At 39.8% G+C, this 16,156-nt stretch carries 15 protein-coding genes; 4 read left to right on the top strand and 11 right to left on the bottom strand.

Annotated elements, in window-relative coordinates:
• Positions 1-71 precede the first annotated feature (71 nt).
• The 3 genes from nudC to METTI_RS13840 all read right to left on the bottom strand — a co-directional run bounded on the left by nudC (position 72) and on the right by METTI_RS13840 (position 2,064).
• Positions 72-980: an NAD(+) diphosphatase gene (gene nudC, locus METTI_RS13850; protein WP_023846457.1), complete on the bottom strand. Its 909-nt coding sequence runs from the start codon at positions 978-980 to the stop codon at positions 72-74.
• A gap of 133 nt (positions 981-1,113) precedes the next feature.
• Positions 1,114-1,506, bottom strand: a complete 393-nt coding sequence (locus METTI_RS13845; RefSeq protein WP_023846456.1) for a hypothetical protein — start codon at positions 1,504-1,506, stop codon at positions 1,114-1,116.
• A 129-nt stretch (positions 1,507-1,635) separates the two neighbouring features.
• Positions 1,636-2,064 carry a DUF3592 domain-containing protein gene (locus METTI_RS13840; RefSeq protein WP_023846455.1) on the bottom strand — a complete coding sequence of 143 codons (429 nt, stop codon included), beginning with the start codon at positions 2,062-2,064 and terminating at the stop codon, positions 1,636-1,638.
• 324 nt (positions 2,065-2,388) lie between these two features.
• On the opposite strand from METTI_RS13840, the gene METTI_RS13835 reads away from it, so the two are divergent.
• Positions 2,389-3,054, top strand: coding sequence for a 2,3-bisphosphoglycerate-dependent phosphoglycerate mutase (locus METTI_RS13835; protein ID WP_023846454.1), 666 nt, complete (start codon positions 2,389-2,391; stop codon positions 3,052-3,054).
• 17 nt (positions 3,055-3,071) lie between these two features.
• Here METTI_RS13835 and METTI_RS13830 read toward each other — a convergent pair whose 3' ends face one another.
• The 6 genes from METTI_RS13830 to METTI_RS13805 all read right to left on the bottom strand — a co-directional run bounded on the left by METTI_RS13830 (position 3,072) and on the right by METTI_RS13805 (position 8,721).
• On the bottom strand, positions 3,072-3,464 hold the full coding sequence (locus METTI_RS13830; protein ID WP_023846453.1) for a thioredoxin family protein: 393 nt from the start codon (positions 3,462-3,464) through the stop codon (positions 3,072-3,074).
• A 116-nt stretch (positions 3,465-3,580) separates the two neighbouring features.
• On the bottom strand, positions 3,581-5,002 hold the full coding sequence (locus tag METTI_RS13825) for a 2-oxoacid:acceptor oxidoreductase family protein (RefSeq protein ID WP_023846452.1): 1,422 nt from the start codon (positions 5,000-5,002) through the stop codon (positions 3,581-3,583).
• Positions 5,003-5,004: 2 nt separating this feature from the next.
• Positions 5,005-6,063 (bottom strand): 3-methyl-2-oxobutanoate dehydrogenase subunit VorB, encoded by a 1,059-nt coding sequence (locus METTI_RS13820; RefSeq protein WP_023846451.1) that lies wholly within the window; start codon positions 6,061-6,063, stop codon positions 5,005-5,007.
• Positions 6,064-6,078: 15 nt separating this feature from the next.
• Positions 6,079-6,312: a 4Fe-4S dicluster domain-containing protein gene (locus METTI_RS13815; RefSeq protein WP_023846450.1), complete on the bottom strand. Its 234-nt coding sequence runs from the start codon at positions 6,310-6,312 to the stop codon at positions 6,079-6,081.
• A gap of 123 nt (positions 6,313-6,435) precedes the next feature.
• The gene (locus tag METTI_RS13810) at positions 6,436-8,109 is read right to left on the bottom strand and encodes an AMP-binding protein (protein ID WP_023846449.1); all 1,674 of its coding nucleotides are present in this window, start codon (positions 8,107-8,109) and stop codon (positions 6,436-6,438) included.
• 57 nt (positions 8,110-8,166) lie between these two features.
• Complete coding sequence (locus METTI_RS13805; protein ID WP_023846448.1) at positions 8,167-8,721, bottom strand: helix-turn-helix domain-containing protein; 555 nt, start codon at positions 8,719-8,721, stop codon at positions 8,167-8,169.
• A gap of 353 nt (positions 8,722-9,074) precedes the next feature.
• Here METTI_RS13805 and METTI_RS13800 point away from each other — a divergent pair, with 353 nt between their 5' ends.
• Together METTI_RS13800 and METTI_RS15385 are read left to right on the top strand one after the other, a co-directional pair.
• Entirely contained in the window at positions 9,075-10,502 is a 1,428-nt protein-coding gene (locus tag METTI_RS13800; RefSeq protein WP_023846447.1) for a DUF92 domain-containing protein, read from the top strand.
• Between the two features lie 138 nt (positions 10,503-10,640).
• Entirely contained in the window at positions 10,641-12,449 is a 1,809-nt protein-coding gene (locus tag METTI_RS15385) for an ATP-binding protein (RefSeq protein WP_023846446.1), read from the top strand.
• Here METTI_RS15385 and METTI_RS13790 read toward each other — a convergent pair.
• Positions 12,405-13,634 carry an NAD(P)-dependent malic enzyme gene (locus METTI_RS13790; protein ID WP_023846445.1) on the bottom strand — a complete coding sequence of 410 codons (1,230 nt, stop codon included), beginning with the start codon at positions 13,632-13,634 and terminating at the stop codon, positions 12,405-12,407. The two genes, METTI_RS15385 and METTI_RS13790, sit on opposite strands and share 45 nt — an antisense overlap.
• A 108-nt stretch (positions 13,635-13,742) precedes the next feature.
• Between METTI_RS13790 and METTI_RS13785 the strand changes: the two genes are divergently transcribed.
• Positions 13,743-14,144: a metalloprotein gene (locus tag METTI_RS13785; RefSeq protein ID WP_023846444.1), complete on the top strand. Its 402-nt coding sequence runs from the start codon at positions 13,743-13,745 to the stop codon at positions 14,142-14,144.
• 10 nt (positions 14,145-14,154) lie between these two features.
• Here METTI_RS13785 and METTI_RS15380 read toward each other — a convergent pair whose 3' ends face one another.
• A complete protein-coding gene (locus tag METTI_RS15380) occupies positions 14,155-15,807 on the bottom strand; it encodes a PAS domain-containing sensor histidine kinase (RefSeq protein ID WP_052324345.1) in 1,653 nt (550 codons plus the stop codon).
• Between the last annotated feature and the right edge of the window lie 349 nt (positions 15,808-16,156).

Genomic DNA, 16,156 nt, shown 5'->3' with positions numbered 1-16,156 from the left:
TGTATAAATCTTGTGCATTTAAATATAACAAATACCAAACAAAAAATAGAAGAAAAGTTAAAATAAAGCTATCAGGAGTGCCTGCTGATGAAATGCTGTATAAGTTGTCCTGATATACTATGAGTTCCCGGAATATTTGGAATCTCATCTTTGGTATACCAACCGGCATCTTCTATCTCGACACCATCTATCTGAATGTCACCTTCTGCATGTTCAGCAGTGAACCCTATCATAAGCGAATCCGGGAAAGGCCATGGCTGGCTTCCAAAGTATTTGACGTTCTTGATATTGATGCCTACTTCTTCCATTACTTCCCTTACAACAGCCTGCTCTATTGATTCACCTGGTTCTACAAATCCTGCAATGATACTGTATCTTCCTTTAGGGAAATGAGGAGAACGTGCCAGCAAGAGTTTGTCCTCTTTCTCGATCATGACAATTATTGCAGGAGAAATTTTAGGAAATGATGTGAAGCCGCATTCAGGACACATTTTTGCTCTTTCAGCTTCTTTAAGTGAAGTTTCACTGCCACATCTGCCACAATAAAGAGTGTTTTTGTCCCATTCCATGATGTGGACAGCCTTTCCCGCAAGTGCGGTTAGTGTTTCTTCAAGAATGCCATTAAGTTCCCTGAGTCCCACAAAACAGGTGTTTTTACTGAGCTTACAGACATCGGCAGCAGTTGATTCTGGTTTGAAAGGATCACCGGACACTGATTCATCTGAGTTTATTGAAGCGTTGAGTTCCATTGAATAACATGAAATGTCCCTGAGTTCACCAAGGTATTGAGTCCTTATTCCTGAAAAATCCAGTTTCTCCATCTCTTTCATCAAAGGTAACCTGTAGTTTCCTTCATCACCAACCAGCAATAACTCACGGTTTTTGAAAGCAAAACAAAAACTGTCACTGTTGTCATCTTTCTGTGGTGGCCGGACCATCGGCATAAAATCCGTAAACTGAATTGTGTCCTCTGAGCTCATAACTGGATGAATAGATGTTTGGGAAGATTTATCAACGTTACCTTAGGACATGCTTTGTCCGAAAAATCGAGTTTTGAATTGAAAGCATTATTCCAAACAATATTTCCTGATCAAAAATCTATATCATTAAACATCAAATCTCCAAAAATTTGAAAACAACTGAAAAATAGCTATTGTATTCACCATTTCGTGAAACATAAAATTTAATGTAATCTTTCGCTTTTTTGACACTATCTTCTAGTATTTGTTCTTTTTCAAAACAATTATTATAATTAAAGTCATAAGTTACATACCGAACACCATTACGACTTATAATTTTTTCATCTTCGTTTGCAGGCTTAAAAGTCCAATTATCACCCAAAAATTCAAACTCATCATTTTTCAATATGTATGCATATCCACCTATAATCACAAATCCATGTTCTACAAAGAAGTTAATTACTTCAATAGCATCATCGTTTTTCCAAGCTAACTTATAATATCCCTCTGAATATGCTTTGTTGAGATCAATTGCTTTTTCTAGCAAAATTTCTGGAAAGTTAGCTGGATATCTGTATTTTTCTTTCAACAACTGGTAGCTTTCTTTTTTGGCATCAACCCCCAGTCATCAATAGTTAATTTGTCCATCTTAGTCCACCGTCCACATTTCCAACCTTTAGAAGTATAGTTCCTTTATAACTGCTCTTTTGGGATTTTTCGGATCGACTAATAGTAGCACTTCATCACCGATGTTGTAATTTTTATCCTTAGTTAATATTGGTGCTACAGCATTTCCTGATGAATATTTCCGATTATCAAAAGTATATTCATATATGATTCTGTCACCACGTCCAGTATATGTGGTAAAAGTGATGATGCCAGTGATTTCAACACCATAGCTATATAATGTTTTGAAAAAGTGAATTCTCCAAATAAAAACAGGTATTCCGATAGAAGTCATCAAAATAGCAATTATTTCAAAGAAATTGTCTTGAAAGATCAAGAACATTATCCAAAAGGTGAAGGGAAAAGCAATAAAAATACCTGCAGTATAATCACTTGATATTATTCGTTTAATTGAGAAACTATATGGACTTTTTTCCATTCTATTGTTATTTACTTAATCCTGTATCAAATACTTTTTCTATTTTACTTCCCACTAGTCAAAATCCTGTCCTTCATTCTCTTGAGTGTCCTCCTCCCCATAAATCCATATCCTCTTGATTACTTTGAAGTCAAATTCAATAACCACTGCTTGATACTTTCCTCATCAATGTTGTTGGCTTCTAACATATTAGATATTCTTGAGTCAATCTTCAAACAAATAATATCCAGTTAATATTTCCAACACACCGCTTAGAACCTTAAAGTTTTAATATATAACCTGCAAAATACTATTAGGTTTAAGGGAATAAACGGGAATGATAAAATGAATTATCTGATACTGGTAAGACACGGACAATCCAGGTGGAACCTTGAGAACAGGTTCACGGGATGGGTCGATGTACCACTTAGTGAAAAGGGAATCAGGGAAGCAATGGACTGTGCCACAGAACTTGAGAATATGGAGATAGACGTTGCATTCACCTCCAAGCTTATAAGAGCTCAGGAAACACTTTTCCTTATACTTGCAAAGCAGAAGAAATCCGGCGTTTTTCTGCATGAGAGCAAAAAAAGAGATGAATGGTCACACCATCCATCAAGATTTGAAGAAAATGAAATACCTGTTTTTTCAAACGATGCCCTGAATGAAAGATTCTATGGGGAGCTTCAGGGACAGAATAAACAGGAAGCAAGGGGTAAGTTTGGAGAGGAGCAGGTCTTCATCTGGAGACGCAGCTACGATATCCAGCCACCCGGAGGGGAAAGTCTTAAGGATACCTATGAGCGCACAATTCCTTACTTCAAAGAAGCAATTATCCCACAACTTGAAAATGAAAAAAATGTGCTCGTTGCTGCACATGGAAACAGCCTGCGCTCTGTGATAAAATATATTGAAAACATTAGTGACGAAGACATACCTAAACTGGAACTTGCAACAGGTAAGCCAGTATATTATCAGTTCGAAAACGGTAAGTTTACAAAAGAAGAATAAGAGTGAATATTAAATTTTCACTCATAAGGAGAAACTTCATCCGGCATCGGGGATGTGTGCAGTACGCATTCGTCACCGTGTTTTATTAAGTCCTCTATGGATTTCCTGAGAATTGAAGGATAGACAAGGCCAACTTCTTCTTTTATTGCATTCCCTTTGCAGAAGAACTTAAAAGTTGGTGTTCCACGCACACCGTATTTCCTGGCAGTCATTGGACTGTCAATTCCGTTCATCTTTACAAAAGTGCAGGACTCATGGAATTCAATTGAGTAATCCTTAAAGTATGGTTCTATTTCCTTGCAATGAACGCAGGTTGGAAGGTAGAACATAACAACCATTGGCTTTTCCTGATTTTCAATAAGTTCTGCCCAATTGGAATCATTTGCTTCTAAAATGTTACTTTCAGCCATTTTTATCCTCTCCCATAATAAAAGGGGGCTTTCAGCTATTAAAACTTATCTTCAAAAAAAGAGAACTAACAGGCGAAAATTGCCTGTTTTATTTTGTTTTAACTAAACGAAAAGACTCAGATATTTTCTTTTGCCCAGGTGGCAGCGGCTTCAAGAACAGCATGATTCAGCGGAATAAGCTTTGGCTTTTTGGCAAAGGTCTCTGCAAGTGCTGACTTGAAATGTTCCTCATCAAGTCCTGTAATTCCAAGAGCCATGATAACTCCCAGCATTACAGTGTTTGCAGCCTTCTCTGAACCGGCATCACCTGCAATTTTTACCGCAGGAACAGCTATGCCTTGTACACCTTCAGGAATGTCGCATTCTCCGATTGTTGAATCGTAAAGAATGTATCCGCCTTCCCTTACATCTGCAGCGAACTTTTCCAGTGAAGGACGGTTCATTGCCACAAGTACATCAGGCGTGTAGACTACCGGGGAACCTATGGATTCACCTGAAACCACCACTGAACAATTGGATGTTCCACCGCGCTGCTCAGGTCCGTATGATGGGTACCATGAAACAAAGCGCTGAGCATCACAACCTGCGTGTGCAAGGGTCAATCCCATACTCAGGACACCCTGTCCGCCAAATCCTGCTGCTTTTATCTGGACTTCGGGGAATGAAGGGTCAAGTTTGGCGTCAGGTGATGATTCAGTTTCAAGATTGAAAAGGTCATCAATTGACTTTTTATCAAATGCACTGTCACCTCTGAGCAGTGGTTCTGTCTCATCCGTAAGGTCTCTGAAATTACCAAGTGGGAATTCCTTCTCCATTTCCTCATTCACAAAAGCAGTACTCTGCTCGGAGTTTTGCCTGAGGTTTGTCGGACAGGTTGAAAGAATCTCCACAAATGCATATCCTTTGCCGTCACGCTGGATTTCAAGAGCTTTACGAATAGCCTTGCGAGCTTTTCTAATGTGTGAAATATCAGAAACTGAAACCCTTTCTATAAATACAGGAGCCTTCAGATTATCAAGAAGCTCACACATGTGTAGTGGATAACCTGCAAACCTTGGATCTCTTCCATCGGGACACGTTACTGTTTTCTCTCCAATAAGAGTGGTAGGTGCCATCTGGCCACCTGTCATACCGTAAACTGTGTTATTGACAAAGAAAACTGCCATTTTCTCACCACGGTTGGCTGCCTGCATTGTCTCGTTCAGACCGATTGATGCGAGGTCACCATCTCCCTGGTAAGCAATAACCACGGAATCGTCCTGTGCCCTTGATACTCCGGTTCCAACAGCAGGAGCACGTCCGTGCGCTACCTGGATGTTTCCACAGTCAAAGTAGTAGTAAGCAAAAACAGCACAACCTACAGGACTTATCATAACACTGCGGTCCTGAATTTCCAGATCATACATAGCTTCGCCGATGAGCTTGTGAATAACACCATGTCCGCATCCCGGACAATAGTGAGTTGCAGTCGGAGCTGCACCACCCTTACGGGTGTATTCTGAGTACAGACCAGCACTCTTAATGACTTTTTCTGCCATTTTTACTCCTCCTCTGCGATCTTTCTGATACTGTCAAGAACCTGATCCATTGTAATCAGATTTCCACCCATACGATACACAAGATCAGTTGGTCTGCTGCATTCAATTGCCAGCTTAATATCCTCAAGCATCTGTCCGTTACTCATCTCAACTGAGACAAATGTACATTCCCTTGAATCTGCAATTGCTTTCAATTCTTCTTTTGGGAACGGGAAAAGTGTCTTTGGCCTGAAAAGACCGACCTTGATGCCTTCCTTTCTTGCCTGGTCAACAGCGGATTTACATATACGACTGCTGATGCCGTATGAAACCAAAATGATATTTGCATCCTTTGTCATGTAATCTTCAAAATCAACTTCCTGCTCTTCAATGGTTGCGTATTTCTCCTGAATCTCATAGTTGAATTCTTCAAGCTGGTTGAAGTCGAGGAAAATAGATGTAACAAGGTTCTCTCTGGTTTCTGCTGTGCCACTTACAGCCCATTCAGTATCAATTTCAGGTTTTACTGAAACTTCCGGGAACTGCAGGGACTCGACCATCTGTCCAAGAACCCCATCAGCCAGTACTACTACTGGATTGCGGTATTTGAAAGCAAGCTCAAATCCTTTGATAACAAAATCGCACATTTCCTGCACAGAGTTTGGAGCAAGTACTATGTTCTTGTAATTACCATGTCCTCCGCCTTTGACTACCTGACTATAGTCTCCCTGCTCAGGACCAATGTTTCCAAGTCCAGGACCTGCTCTCATAATGTCGACTATTACACACGGAAGTTCAGCTCCTGCCATATAGGAAACACCTTCCTGTTTCAGACTGATACCAGGTCCTGATGATGCAGTCATGACCCTGTGACCTGTGGATGCTGCTCCGTAGACCATATTAATGGCAGCTTCTTCTGATTCTGCCTGTACGAATTTCCTTCCAAGCATTGGGAAATACTTGGAAGCTTCCTGCAAAATCTCACTTGCAGGGGTAATAGGATAACCGAAATAACAGTCACAGCCAGCGTATAGTGCTCCTATAACAGCTGCTGTGTTACCTTTTACTAATTGTGTTGCCATTTTCTCACCTTAAGTTCAATCGTCCTTAAGCGGAATGTGTATCTCTATGGCAAGCGGCTCAGGACAGGTATAATAACAGTTAGAACAACCTGTACAGCCCTCGCCTGCATATTCTACATAGTGGTATCCTCTCTCGTTGAGATCGTCACTCATTTTCAGGACACCTTTGGGACATGCTACAATACAACGTCCGCAGGCTTTACACTCTATGATATTGATAACCGGGTATGGTTCTTTTTTGCCTGACATAATTCAAAGCCTCATTTGAATGAATAAAAATAATATCCCGGATAAGGAATATTCCCTAAAGACATTAACTGCCTATTTACTTTATGGTCCGGAACTTAAACAAAAAATGAATGAAAAGGAAAGTTACTGACCTTCCTTATCATGGTCACGAATCTCAACACGCCTTATCTTTCCACTGATGGTCTTTGGAAGTTCAGGTACAAATTCCACAACACGTGGATACTTGTAAGGCGCTGTGACCTTCTTTACATGGTCCTGAAGTTCTTTCTTAAGCTCATCGCCGGCTGTATAGTCCTTTGTAAGAACTATGGTTGCCTTGATGACCTGACCTCTTACAGGGTCAGGGACACCTGTAATTGCACATTCAAGTACAGCAGGATGTTCAATAAGTGCACTTTCAACTTCGAAAGGACCAACACGGTAACCTGATGTCTTTATGATGTCATCAGCACGTCCGACGAACCAGTAGTAGCCATCCTCATCCTTCCATGCCATGTCACCTGTGTGGTAATAACCGTCATGCCAGACCCTTGACGTAAGTGTCTCGTCTGAGCGGTATCCGGTAAAGATTCCAGGTGGGTTTCCGAAGCTTGTGTCAATGCAGATCTCGCCTTCTTCACCTGCTTCACATGGTTTGCCTTCACCATTCAGGAGCATAATGTCATATTCCGGTGATGGTTTACCCATTGAACCAGGTTTTGGCTCAAGCCACGGATAAGTTGCAACTGAAACAACTGTTTCGGTCTGTCCGAATCCCTCCATGAGCTTCATACCTGTTATCTTGTAGAACTGCTCGTAAACTTCAGGGTTCAGTGGTTCACCTGCTGTGACACAATACTTCAGGCAACTAAAGTCGTAGTTGCTAAGGTCTTCCCTGATAAGGAACCTGTAGATAGTTGGCGGAGCACAGAAAGTTGTAACACCGTATTTGATAGCATTCTCAAGCATTTTATCAGCACTGAATTTCTCATAGTCATAGACAAAGACAGCACTGCCTGCTATCCACTGACCGTATATCTTACCCCAGACACATTTTGCCCAGCCGGAATCAGCAACAGTATAATGGAGACCTTCATCGGTCACATTCTGCCAGTATTTTGCGGTTATAATGTGTGCTAGAGGATAGGTAAAACTGTGCTGTACCATCTTCGGGAAACCGGTGGTTCCTGAAGAGAAATAGTTCAACAGGACATCATCATTAAATGTTGCTTCCTCTCCTGTTGGACGCTCAAAGTCCTCGGATGCTTTTTCCATTTCGTCGGTAAAACCGAGCCATCCTTCTCTTTCAAGGCCGATTACAAGGCGGTTTTTCAATATGCTGCTTACCTCAGCATAAGCCTCATCTACATAATCAAGTACTCCTTCATCAGGTGCACATATTACTGTATTGATAATTGCACGCTCTACCCTGTAGACAACATCCTTCTTTGTGAGCATGTGTGTGGCAGGCACTGCAGTGGCGCCTATCCTGTGAAGTGCAAGTATGCAGAACCAGAACTCATAGCGACTCTTGAGCATGAGCATAACGTTGTCGCCTTTTCTTACACCAAGGCTTTTGAGCATATTTGCAGTTTTATTACTGTAATACTGAAGGTCCCTGAAAGTGAATATCTTTTCTTCACCATTATCATCACACCAGATGAGAGCCTTTTTGTCAGGCTGTTCTTCTGCGTAAACATCCACAACATCATAGGCAAAGTTAAAGTTATCAGGGATGTTGATTTTGAAGTTCGCTTTGAAGTCCTCATAGGACTCGAATTCCACACGGGAAACATATTTTTCAAGTAATGAAGTCATACTACCTCCGAATAAGCATAAGTTAAAACATAAATTAAAGCATCAATTAAAACTAAATTACAATATCACAGCCAGAAACTTTGCAGGTTTGCCACCGAGTGCCTGCATTCCGTGTTCATAGCTGGAATCAAAGAATATGGAATCTCCTTCTTCAAGAACAATCTCGTTGTTATGGATAACCACTTTCAGGGTTCCTTCCAGGACATAATCAAATTCCTGACCAGGATGACTGTTAGTTGAAATTGCTGTACCTTCGGGTTTTGGGTCAACTCTTACAACAAAAGGCTCAGCTTTCTTATGAGCGAAATTTGCAGCAATGTTCTGGTACTTGTAATCTTTGCGGCGCTCTGCACTTACACCCTTATCTTTACGGGTAACTGAGAAAACATGCATTCTTGGAACTTCACCTGTAAGCAATACTGACATATCTACATTGAGAATCTGGGCGATCTCAAGCAGAATGCTTGCAGGTATATCCTCTTCCCCGGCTTCATAATTAGAATAAGTGTCAACAGACAATGCCAGTTTTCCGGCCATTTCCTCAACGGAAATATCGGAAATATCACGTAATTCCCTTACACGGGCTGCAATTTCTTTGATCTTTTCCTGCATAGAAACACCTTCCTAAATGGCCATATGAATACAAAAAGAGAAACTTCACAGATTGCAATGCAAAATGCGGTTTTTTATCTCAAAAAGGGAATCTGCTTCCCGGTATTCTCCAGATAGGTCTGTGAGTTTAAGGGTTACTATTATTTTAATATATTCGTTTAAAACATGTCATGTAATACCATGACATGATACTCTTGTAATTGGTTTTTTCAAATAAAGACGACAAATCCATTGAAAAACAGGAAAATATATTAATATTATAATAATGGAATAATCATTATCAATATATAGCTTAAAATTTATCTGAAATAAAAAGCAAATCAAAAATCATTATGTAAAAAGCATCGATCGATATGACAGGCATTCCTAATATATTTGAGAACATGGAACATGAATACAGAAGGCAACTACTTCATGCTGCTTTTGGTTTCCTTATACTTCTGTTTCCTTTTATCGGTCCTGAGATCCTTTTGATACTTAGTTTTTTAATGATACTCGCACTGACATTTCTTCCTGAAGACTGGTCCCTTAATCGCTATTTGTATAAAAAACCGCTTCCTGGTGCAAGGGGTATGCTTACGGACAAAATAAACGAGGGACTTAAAAGCGCAAAGAACCTTGCGATATCCGTATTCATCCTGATGCTGATAAGTGCATTACTGGAATTTACGCCTTACAGGCTTCCGTTGTACGTAATAGCAGGTGCAATTGCAATATCCACTTTTGGAACAAGTTCAGCAAACTTCATCAGACATCGCAAGCAACTTCAACTCCTGCGTTGTAAATCGGATGCAGAGGAAGCAGAATGCTGCTTACTTCCTTCCAGTATCGTACTCTTGGGTACAGGCATATTGACAGCTTATTTAGCCGGACTCTGGCTTATGCACTGGCAGGATATTACTATAGACCTTAACATGCTCTTTTTCCTTGCGGTAATTGGTTCGGTAACAGGAGCACTTTTTGAATCAATTCCATCTAACATCGATAATAACCTTTCTGTACCACTTGGTTCAGGAATGTCAATGTGGCTGTTCAGTTCTTTTGGCTACTCAGTGCCACCGCAGCAGATGTTCTTTGCACTTGTTTTTTCCATGATTCTAGGTTATCTTGCATACAAGACAAAAATAGCTGATCTTTCAGCTCTTTTTAGTGCTACCCTTCTTGGAGTTCTTATAATAGTATTCAGCGAACTTTTCTGGTTCGTCCTGTTGCTCACATTCTTCATACTTGGAGGAGCTTTTACCAAATACAAGTACAGGTACAAGGAATCTATTGGACTTGCACAGTCCAAAGGCGGTGTCAGGAGCTATGAGAATGTTTTCAGCAACAGTACGGCAGCTCTGGTTCTTGCCATATGTTACGGAATATATCCACAATATGCAGACCTGATAATTTTCGCTTACCTGGGCACTGTGGCTACTGCAACCGGGGATACACTTGCAAGTGAGGTTGGAACAACCGCCCATTCCCAGCCAATAATGATAACCACACTGAAACCAACTAATGCCGGTGTTGACGGAGCAGTTACCATACTTGGTGAAATAGCAGCACTTCTTGGTTCCATGGTAATTGGTCTTCTACCTGTTATTTTTGGAAGGGTGGAAGATGCCGGTATGGCAATAGCTATTACAACAGCCGGTGGTTTCCTTGGAACTAATATTGACAGTATTCTTGGTGCAACACTCCAGAAACGTGGTATGCTTTCAAACAGCGGTGTTAATTTTGTTGCTACATTTGCAGGAGCTGCTGTCTCAGGAATAATCTATCTCCTACTGAATTGAGTCAAAATCTGCTCTTGAACTGCTCTTATATTTACATGCAATAATATATTGCAAATATTAATATATGATTGTATTATATAAAATATGGAAATAGATGGAATCTTCCTGAATAGTGCAATATTTTAAGTGTGAGGAGAAATGCATTGCAAGGAGAACAACTCAACAGTAACTGAATCTTCGTTTGATGCTGGAAAATGTGAACAGTACCAGTCTATTATTAGTCCGGATAAACTTACCCTGTACAAAGAGCTTCCACTGGGAGTTTTACTTACAGACATGCAGAGATACATTCACTACTGTAACCCTGCATTTACCAGAATTACAGGATTTGCCATAGAAGAAATATATGGATTATCCATGGATAATGTTTTTTGCTGCAATTCCCACAATGACAACAATAATTCAGAAAATAGCATTCCTGAAATAGAGAATGACCAGATATTTACCTGCAAATGGAATACAAAACTAAATATCGAAAAAGATATTCGATGCAAAAAAGTTGATGCAAGAACCGGTAATTCCAAGAAGGAGCTATTTGCATGGTATGTTGAAGATCGCAGTTTCTCTTTTGAAAACAAAGAGAATTTCTGCGTTGATATTGATGAAAACGAATCAGGCCTGCTTTTACATAGAAAACTGGAGATAGAAAAAGTAATATCTTTTATTTCCTCCGCCCTTGTTGCACCTGATAATCTGGATGAAGTTATTGTCGAATCTCTTGGAAAAACATGCAATGTATGCGGAGCAAGCCGCGCTTACCTGTTCCGTTTTGACGATGAAAATTTAACCATGAGCAATACACACGAATGGAATGAGGAAGGAGTTGAAGCCCAGAAAGATAATCTTCAGGATCTGCCACAGGACATGTTTCCCTGGTGGATGGATAAAATCGGAAGAAATGAAATAATTCATGTTAAAGAAGTAGCAAAAATGCCTCCTGAAGCCTCTGCAGAGAAAGAGATCCTGGAGATGCAGGATATAACTTCACTGCTTGTGCTTCCTGTTTATGTAAGCGGGAAAGTGAACGGGTTTATTGGTCTTGATAATGTCAAAGACACAGGAAAATGGAGTATAGAAGACGTTACGGTTCTTGGTGCGGTGGCTAACATTATTGGCAGTGCCATTGGACAGCAGGAGGCTCAGGATAAACTGAATGAGCGCAACAGGAAACTGATAAGAGCCTATGAGGAACTAAAATCCATGGAGATAATGAAATATGAATTCATATCTAATCTCAGTCACGAACTCAAAACTCCACTTAATTCTATCCGCGGATACAGCGAAATACTCATTGATAATCAAATTGGGAATTTAAACCAAAAACAAAAAAAGTCAGTTGATGCTATATTTAACAGTTCCAAAAAACTTGGAAATCTTATCGATTCATTGCTTTATATGGCAAGTGTGCTTGCCGGTAAAACATGTTACCAATTCGATCCTATACAAATGGAGAATGTTATAGATAATGCAGTCAGTCACCATGAGTTCGAAGCAACAAAAAGAAAAATAAATTTGCAGAAAAAGGTAACAGAAAATCTTCCTATAATAAATGGTGACGTCTATTTCCTTCCGCAACTAATGTATAAATTGATAGATAATGCTCTAAAATTCACACCTGAAAACGGCAATGTTGAAATCCTTGCCTGTGAGATTGATGATGGAATTCATATTGAAGTAAGCGATACTGGAATTGGAATTCCGCCTTCTGAATTAAAGAAAATATTCGATCCGTTTTATCAAATTGATGGTTCTTCCACCCGCAGATATGGAGGAAACGGAATTGGACTGCATATAGCTAAAAAAGTGGTTGACGCACATAATGGCAGGATATGGGTCGAGTCAACAGAAGGGAAAGGTACAAGTGTGCATATTTTTCTTCCTGTTGATCCGAAAAACGAATGCTTAATAGAAACTTCTTGCAACACCATTCCTGATAGCTTCGTTTGAAACTGCTTTTGCAATTGTTTTCACAACTTTTTTGTCAAGCGGACCCGGGATTATATAGTTCTCGTCCAGCTCTTCATCCTTTACAATATCGGCAAGTGCATACACAGCAGCCATTTCCATTTCAGGTGTAATGTCAATGGCACAGACATCAAGGGCTCCACGGAAAAGACCCGGAAAACCAAGACAATTGTTAATCTGGTTCGGACAATCCGAACGTCCGGTGGCAACAATCCTCACACCTTCCATTTTAGCTTCAGACGGCATTATTTCAGGGACGGGATTTGCCATGGCAAAGACAATTGGATCTGAAGCCATGGATGCAACCATTTCCCCACTAACAATACCCGGTGCGGAAACACCAATAAATACATCAGCATCCTGCATTGCATCTGCAAGTGTACCTTTGATAACGTGCTTATTGGTTACTTCCGCAAGGTCTTCTTTCTCAGGATTCATGCCTTCCTTTCGACCTTTATGAATAATTCCGTGACTGTCACAAATAAGTAATTTTTCGGGATTTGCACCTGCAAGTATAAGCTTTAATGCTATTGCTTTTCCTGCAGCACCAGCTCCTGAAACAACCACTTTTATCTTACTCATCTTTTTACCTGTGATTTTCAGGGCATTCAGAAGACCGGCAATTACAACAACAGCGGTTCCATGCTGGTCATCATGGAATACAGGAATAGGCAGTTCTTTTCGCAACCTTTCCTCAATAGTGAAACATCTTGGAGCACTTATGTCTTCCAGATTTATACCACCAAATGCAGGTGCGATATTTTTGATTGTTTTTATGATTTCTTCAGTATCTGTAGTATCAATACAAATTGGGACTGCATCTATCCCGGCAAGTTCCCTGAATATCAATGCTTTTCCTTCCATTACCGGAAGCGCTGCATGTGCACCAATATTACCAAGACCTAAAACCGCCGATCCATCGCTGATAACTGCCACAGAATTACGTTTCATTGTGTATTTATAGACATCATCCTGTTTTTTTGCTATTTTTCTGCATGGTTCAGCTACTCCGGGAGTATACGCAAGGCTCAGGTCTTCAATATTATTAAGAGGAACTTTTCCGCATGTACCGATAACTCCACCGGCGTTCTCGTGTAATTCAAGTGACCGTTCGCCCAGAGTATTATCTCCTTCCCTGCAAAGTATTACTTTTGGTTTCTCATCCATTTGCCAACACCTGAAATCATTTTTAGCTTGTCTTCAATCTCTCATGATCCTCTCATAATAATAGTGTTTTGAAAAAATTTATATGTTCTCCATGTGTAGAATTAACAGATGAGCGAAACAATAAAGGGAATTGCCAGAGAAACTCTGGACTTTATCATGGAGGTTAGCAAATCAACTTTTCCAAATGAATTTGCCGGGCTTCTGGAAACAAAAGATGGCATTATTACGGATGTACTTATACTTCCAGGAACTGAGTCCAGTGAAATCAATGCAGTTCTTAAACTCTTTATGATGCCAAATATCTCCGCTGTTGGCTCTGTACACAGCCATCCCAGTTCCATTATAAGACCTTCAAAGGCTGATCTCCGGCTGTTCAGCAAAACCGGAAACCACCATATAATAGTTGGTCACCCTTTCGGACCGGATAACTGGAAGTGCTTTAATGGAAACGGGGAAGAGATTAAGCTGGAAGTGCTTGATGTGGAAATAGAGGATGATGAAATCCTCTGAAAATTTACATCTATTCAAGATATTCCGTACTATTGCACATGTCTCCAAGTACACCGGAGTTTTCTGAGGAAGACAGTGGCAAGAGTACTTCAAATGTGCTTCCTTCACCGGGTTTGCTTTTAAGACTGATTGTGCCTCCCTGTGCTTCCACAAATTTCTTGACAATACTCAGACCAAGCCCGGAACCCTCAAATTTACGGTTAAGCGACCAGTCAAGCTGAACGAAAGCATTGTACAGTCTCTTCTGATCTTCTTCTGATATACCTATTCCATCATCTTTTACAATCAGCTTAAGTTCATTATTCTGGTTCTGTCTGATAATTACAAGAACAGTTCCACCGGATGGTGTGAATTTTATCCCATTACTGATCAGATGGTGCAAAATTGTTTTTATCTTGGACTTATCAGCATATACAACTGTTACAGAAGGATGAATATCAAACTCCAGACTTACACCTTTTTTGAGTGCTTGAGAACTTAGCATCCTCTTTACATCAGACATAAGATTTGGGACTGAAAATAAATCAACATCAAGTTCCATTTTTCCTTCTTCTATCTCAGCAATGTATATCAAAGAATCAACCAGGTCCAGGAATCTGGACCCTGCGAATTTGATAATCTCAGAGAAATGTCTCTGTTCTTCATTCAGAGTTCCGGTTTCTTCTGCCAGAAGAAGATCTGCATACCCCAGAATAAGGTTTAAGGGAGTTCTAAGTTCATGATTCATATTGCAGAGAAACTCGCTCTTTGTGCGTGAAGTATTCTCCGCCAGCATTTTAGCTTCCAGCATTGCCTGTTCAGCCTGTTTGGACAAACTGATATCCTGAAGTGTTTCGATTGCTCCTATGATCTCATTGTTATGATCCCTTATAGGAGCAGCAGTAAAAAGAATCCATCTGCCAATTACGTCAAAATAATCTTCTGCCTGGTAACCACCTTCAACAAAAGAAGGTTGCAGCTTTTTATCACCATATACCTTTTCTATGTCATTAAGACAATTATCAACAATAAGATCTGCAAGTACCGGTCTTTTACTATCATAGAAAGGCATCCAGGAATTTCTGGTTCCAATTATGTCTTTGGATTTTATGCCTGTTGTATTCTCACAGGCTTTGTTCCAGTATATAATATCATGATCTTTGTTAATCACAAATGCCGGAATAGGACTTCCATTTACTATCTGGAACAGTTCATTCTTCTTGTCTTTTAACTCAATCTCGGCACGCTTACGCTCAGTTATATCACGACCGACACCAACAACACCTATGAGTTCATGTTCCTCAGTAAAAAGTGGGGTTTTAAACGTTTCAAGAAGAATTCTTTTTCCATCGGCACGGTCTATCCATTCCACACTTTTATAAGAATGGCCGGATTCAAGCACTCGTTTATCGTTAGAGCGGAAAAAGTCAGCTCTGCTTCTGTCAAAAATATCATGGCTCGTCTTTCCTATAATCTCGCTTGCAGGTTTACCTACATATCTGGAAAACATTTCATTGCATGAAAGAAAAATACCATCTGTATCCTTAAAAAAAACAAGATCAGGAACGGAACGAAGCAATCCTGAAAGAAGAGCTGTTTTTTGAAATAATTCCCGTTTTACCGAGTCGGGTATATCCATTGAGTCCAAATCAGCAATATCATCTACTTTATCATTACCTAACACACCTATTACCCCTACTCTAATTGTCACTTCAAACAGCCCATGGTAAACAAATAAATTGTCTGCCTTTTAACCGGTCCGTAAGTAGCAATTTTTTTGTCCTGTAAAGTAAAGCAATTACTCAGTGCAATATAAATATTTTGCAAAACAGCCCAAAAATTAGCAGTGTTTTATATTGTCAAAAATATATATCCATATTAAAACGCCACATACTAAGAAATTGAAGATATATATTAATTAAATGCTAAATGTTTGTTAAAACTTAAATATAACTATGTATTCTGAACTTTGAATAAAGGAAAGACATAAGAAAATGATGAAAATGATAGAAACAAGAACCAGGCACAATAAA

It is taken from the genome of Methanolobus tindarius DSM 2278 (assembly GCF_000504205.1).
Taxonomy (GTDB): Archaea; Halobacteriota; Methanosarcinia; order Methanosarcinales; family Methanosarcinaceae; genus Methanolobus; species Methanolobus tindarius.
Note: the sequence above shows the minus strand (reverse complement) of the source record. Positions and strands in the feature narration are given on the sequence as shown.

Coding starts and splice junctions, on each gene's coding strand:
- METTI_RS13840 (WP_023846455.1), bottom strand. CDS start 2,064: ATGGAAAAAAGTCCATATAGTTTCTCAATTAAACGAATAATATCAAGT.
- METTI_RS15385 (WP_023846446.1), top strand. CDS start 10,641: ATGCATTGCAAGGAGAACAACTCAACAGTAACTGAATCTTCGTTTGAT.
- METTI_RS13790 (WP_023846445.1), bottom strand. CDS start 13,634: ATGGATGAGAAACCAAAAGTAATACTTTGCAGGGAAGGAGATAATACT.
- METTI_RS13825 (WP_023846452.1), bottom strand. CDS start 5,002: ATGGCAGAAAAAGTCATTAAGAGTGCTGGTCTGTACTCAGAATACACC.
- METTI_RS13815 (WP_023846450.1), bottom strand. CDS start 6,312: ATGTCAGGCAAAAAAGAACCATACCCGGTTATCAATATCATAGAGTGT.
- METTI_RS13830 (WP_023846453.1), bottom strand. CDS start 3,464: ATGGCTGAAAGTAACATTTTAGAAGCAAATGATTCCAATTGGGCAGAA.
- METTI_RS13835 (WP_023846454.1), top strand. CDS start 2,389: ATGAATTATCTGATACTGGTAAGACACGGACAATCCAGGTGGAACCTT.
- METTI_RS13810 (WP_023846449.1), bottom strand. CDS start 8,109: ATGACTTCATTACTTGAAAAATATGTTTCCCGTGTGGAATTCGAGTCC.
- METTI_RS13820 (WP_023846451.1), bottom strand. CDS start 6,063: ATGGCAACACAATTAGTAAAAGGTAACACAGCAGCTGTTATAGGAGCA.
- METTI_RS13800 (WP_023846447.1), top strand. CDS start 9,075: ATGACAGGCATTCCTAATATATTTGAGAACATGGAACATGAATACAGA.
- METTI_RS13805 (WP_023846448.1), bottom strand. CDS start 8,721: ATGCAGGAAAAGATCAAAGAAATTGCAGCCCGTGTAAGGGAATTACGT.
- nudC (WP_023846457.1), bottom strand. CDS start 980: ATGAGCTCAGAGGACACAATTCAGTTTACGGATTTTATGCCGATGGTC.
- METTI_RS13785 (WP_023846444.1), top strand. CDS start 13,743: ATGAGCGAAACAATAAAGGGAATTGCCAGAGAAACTCTGGACTTTATC.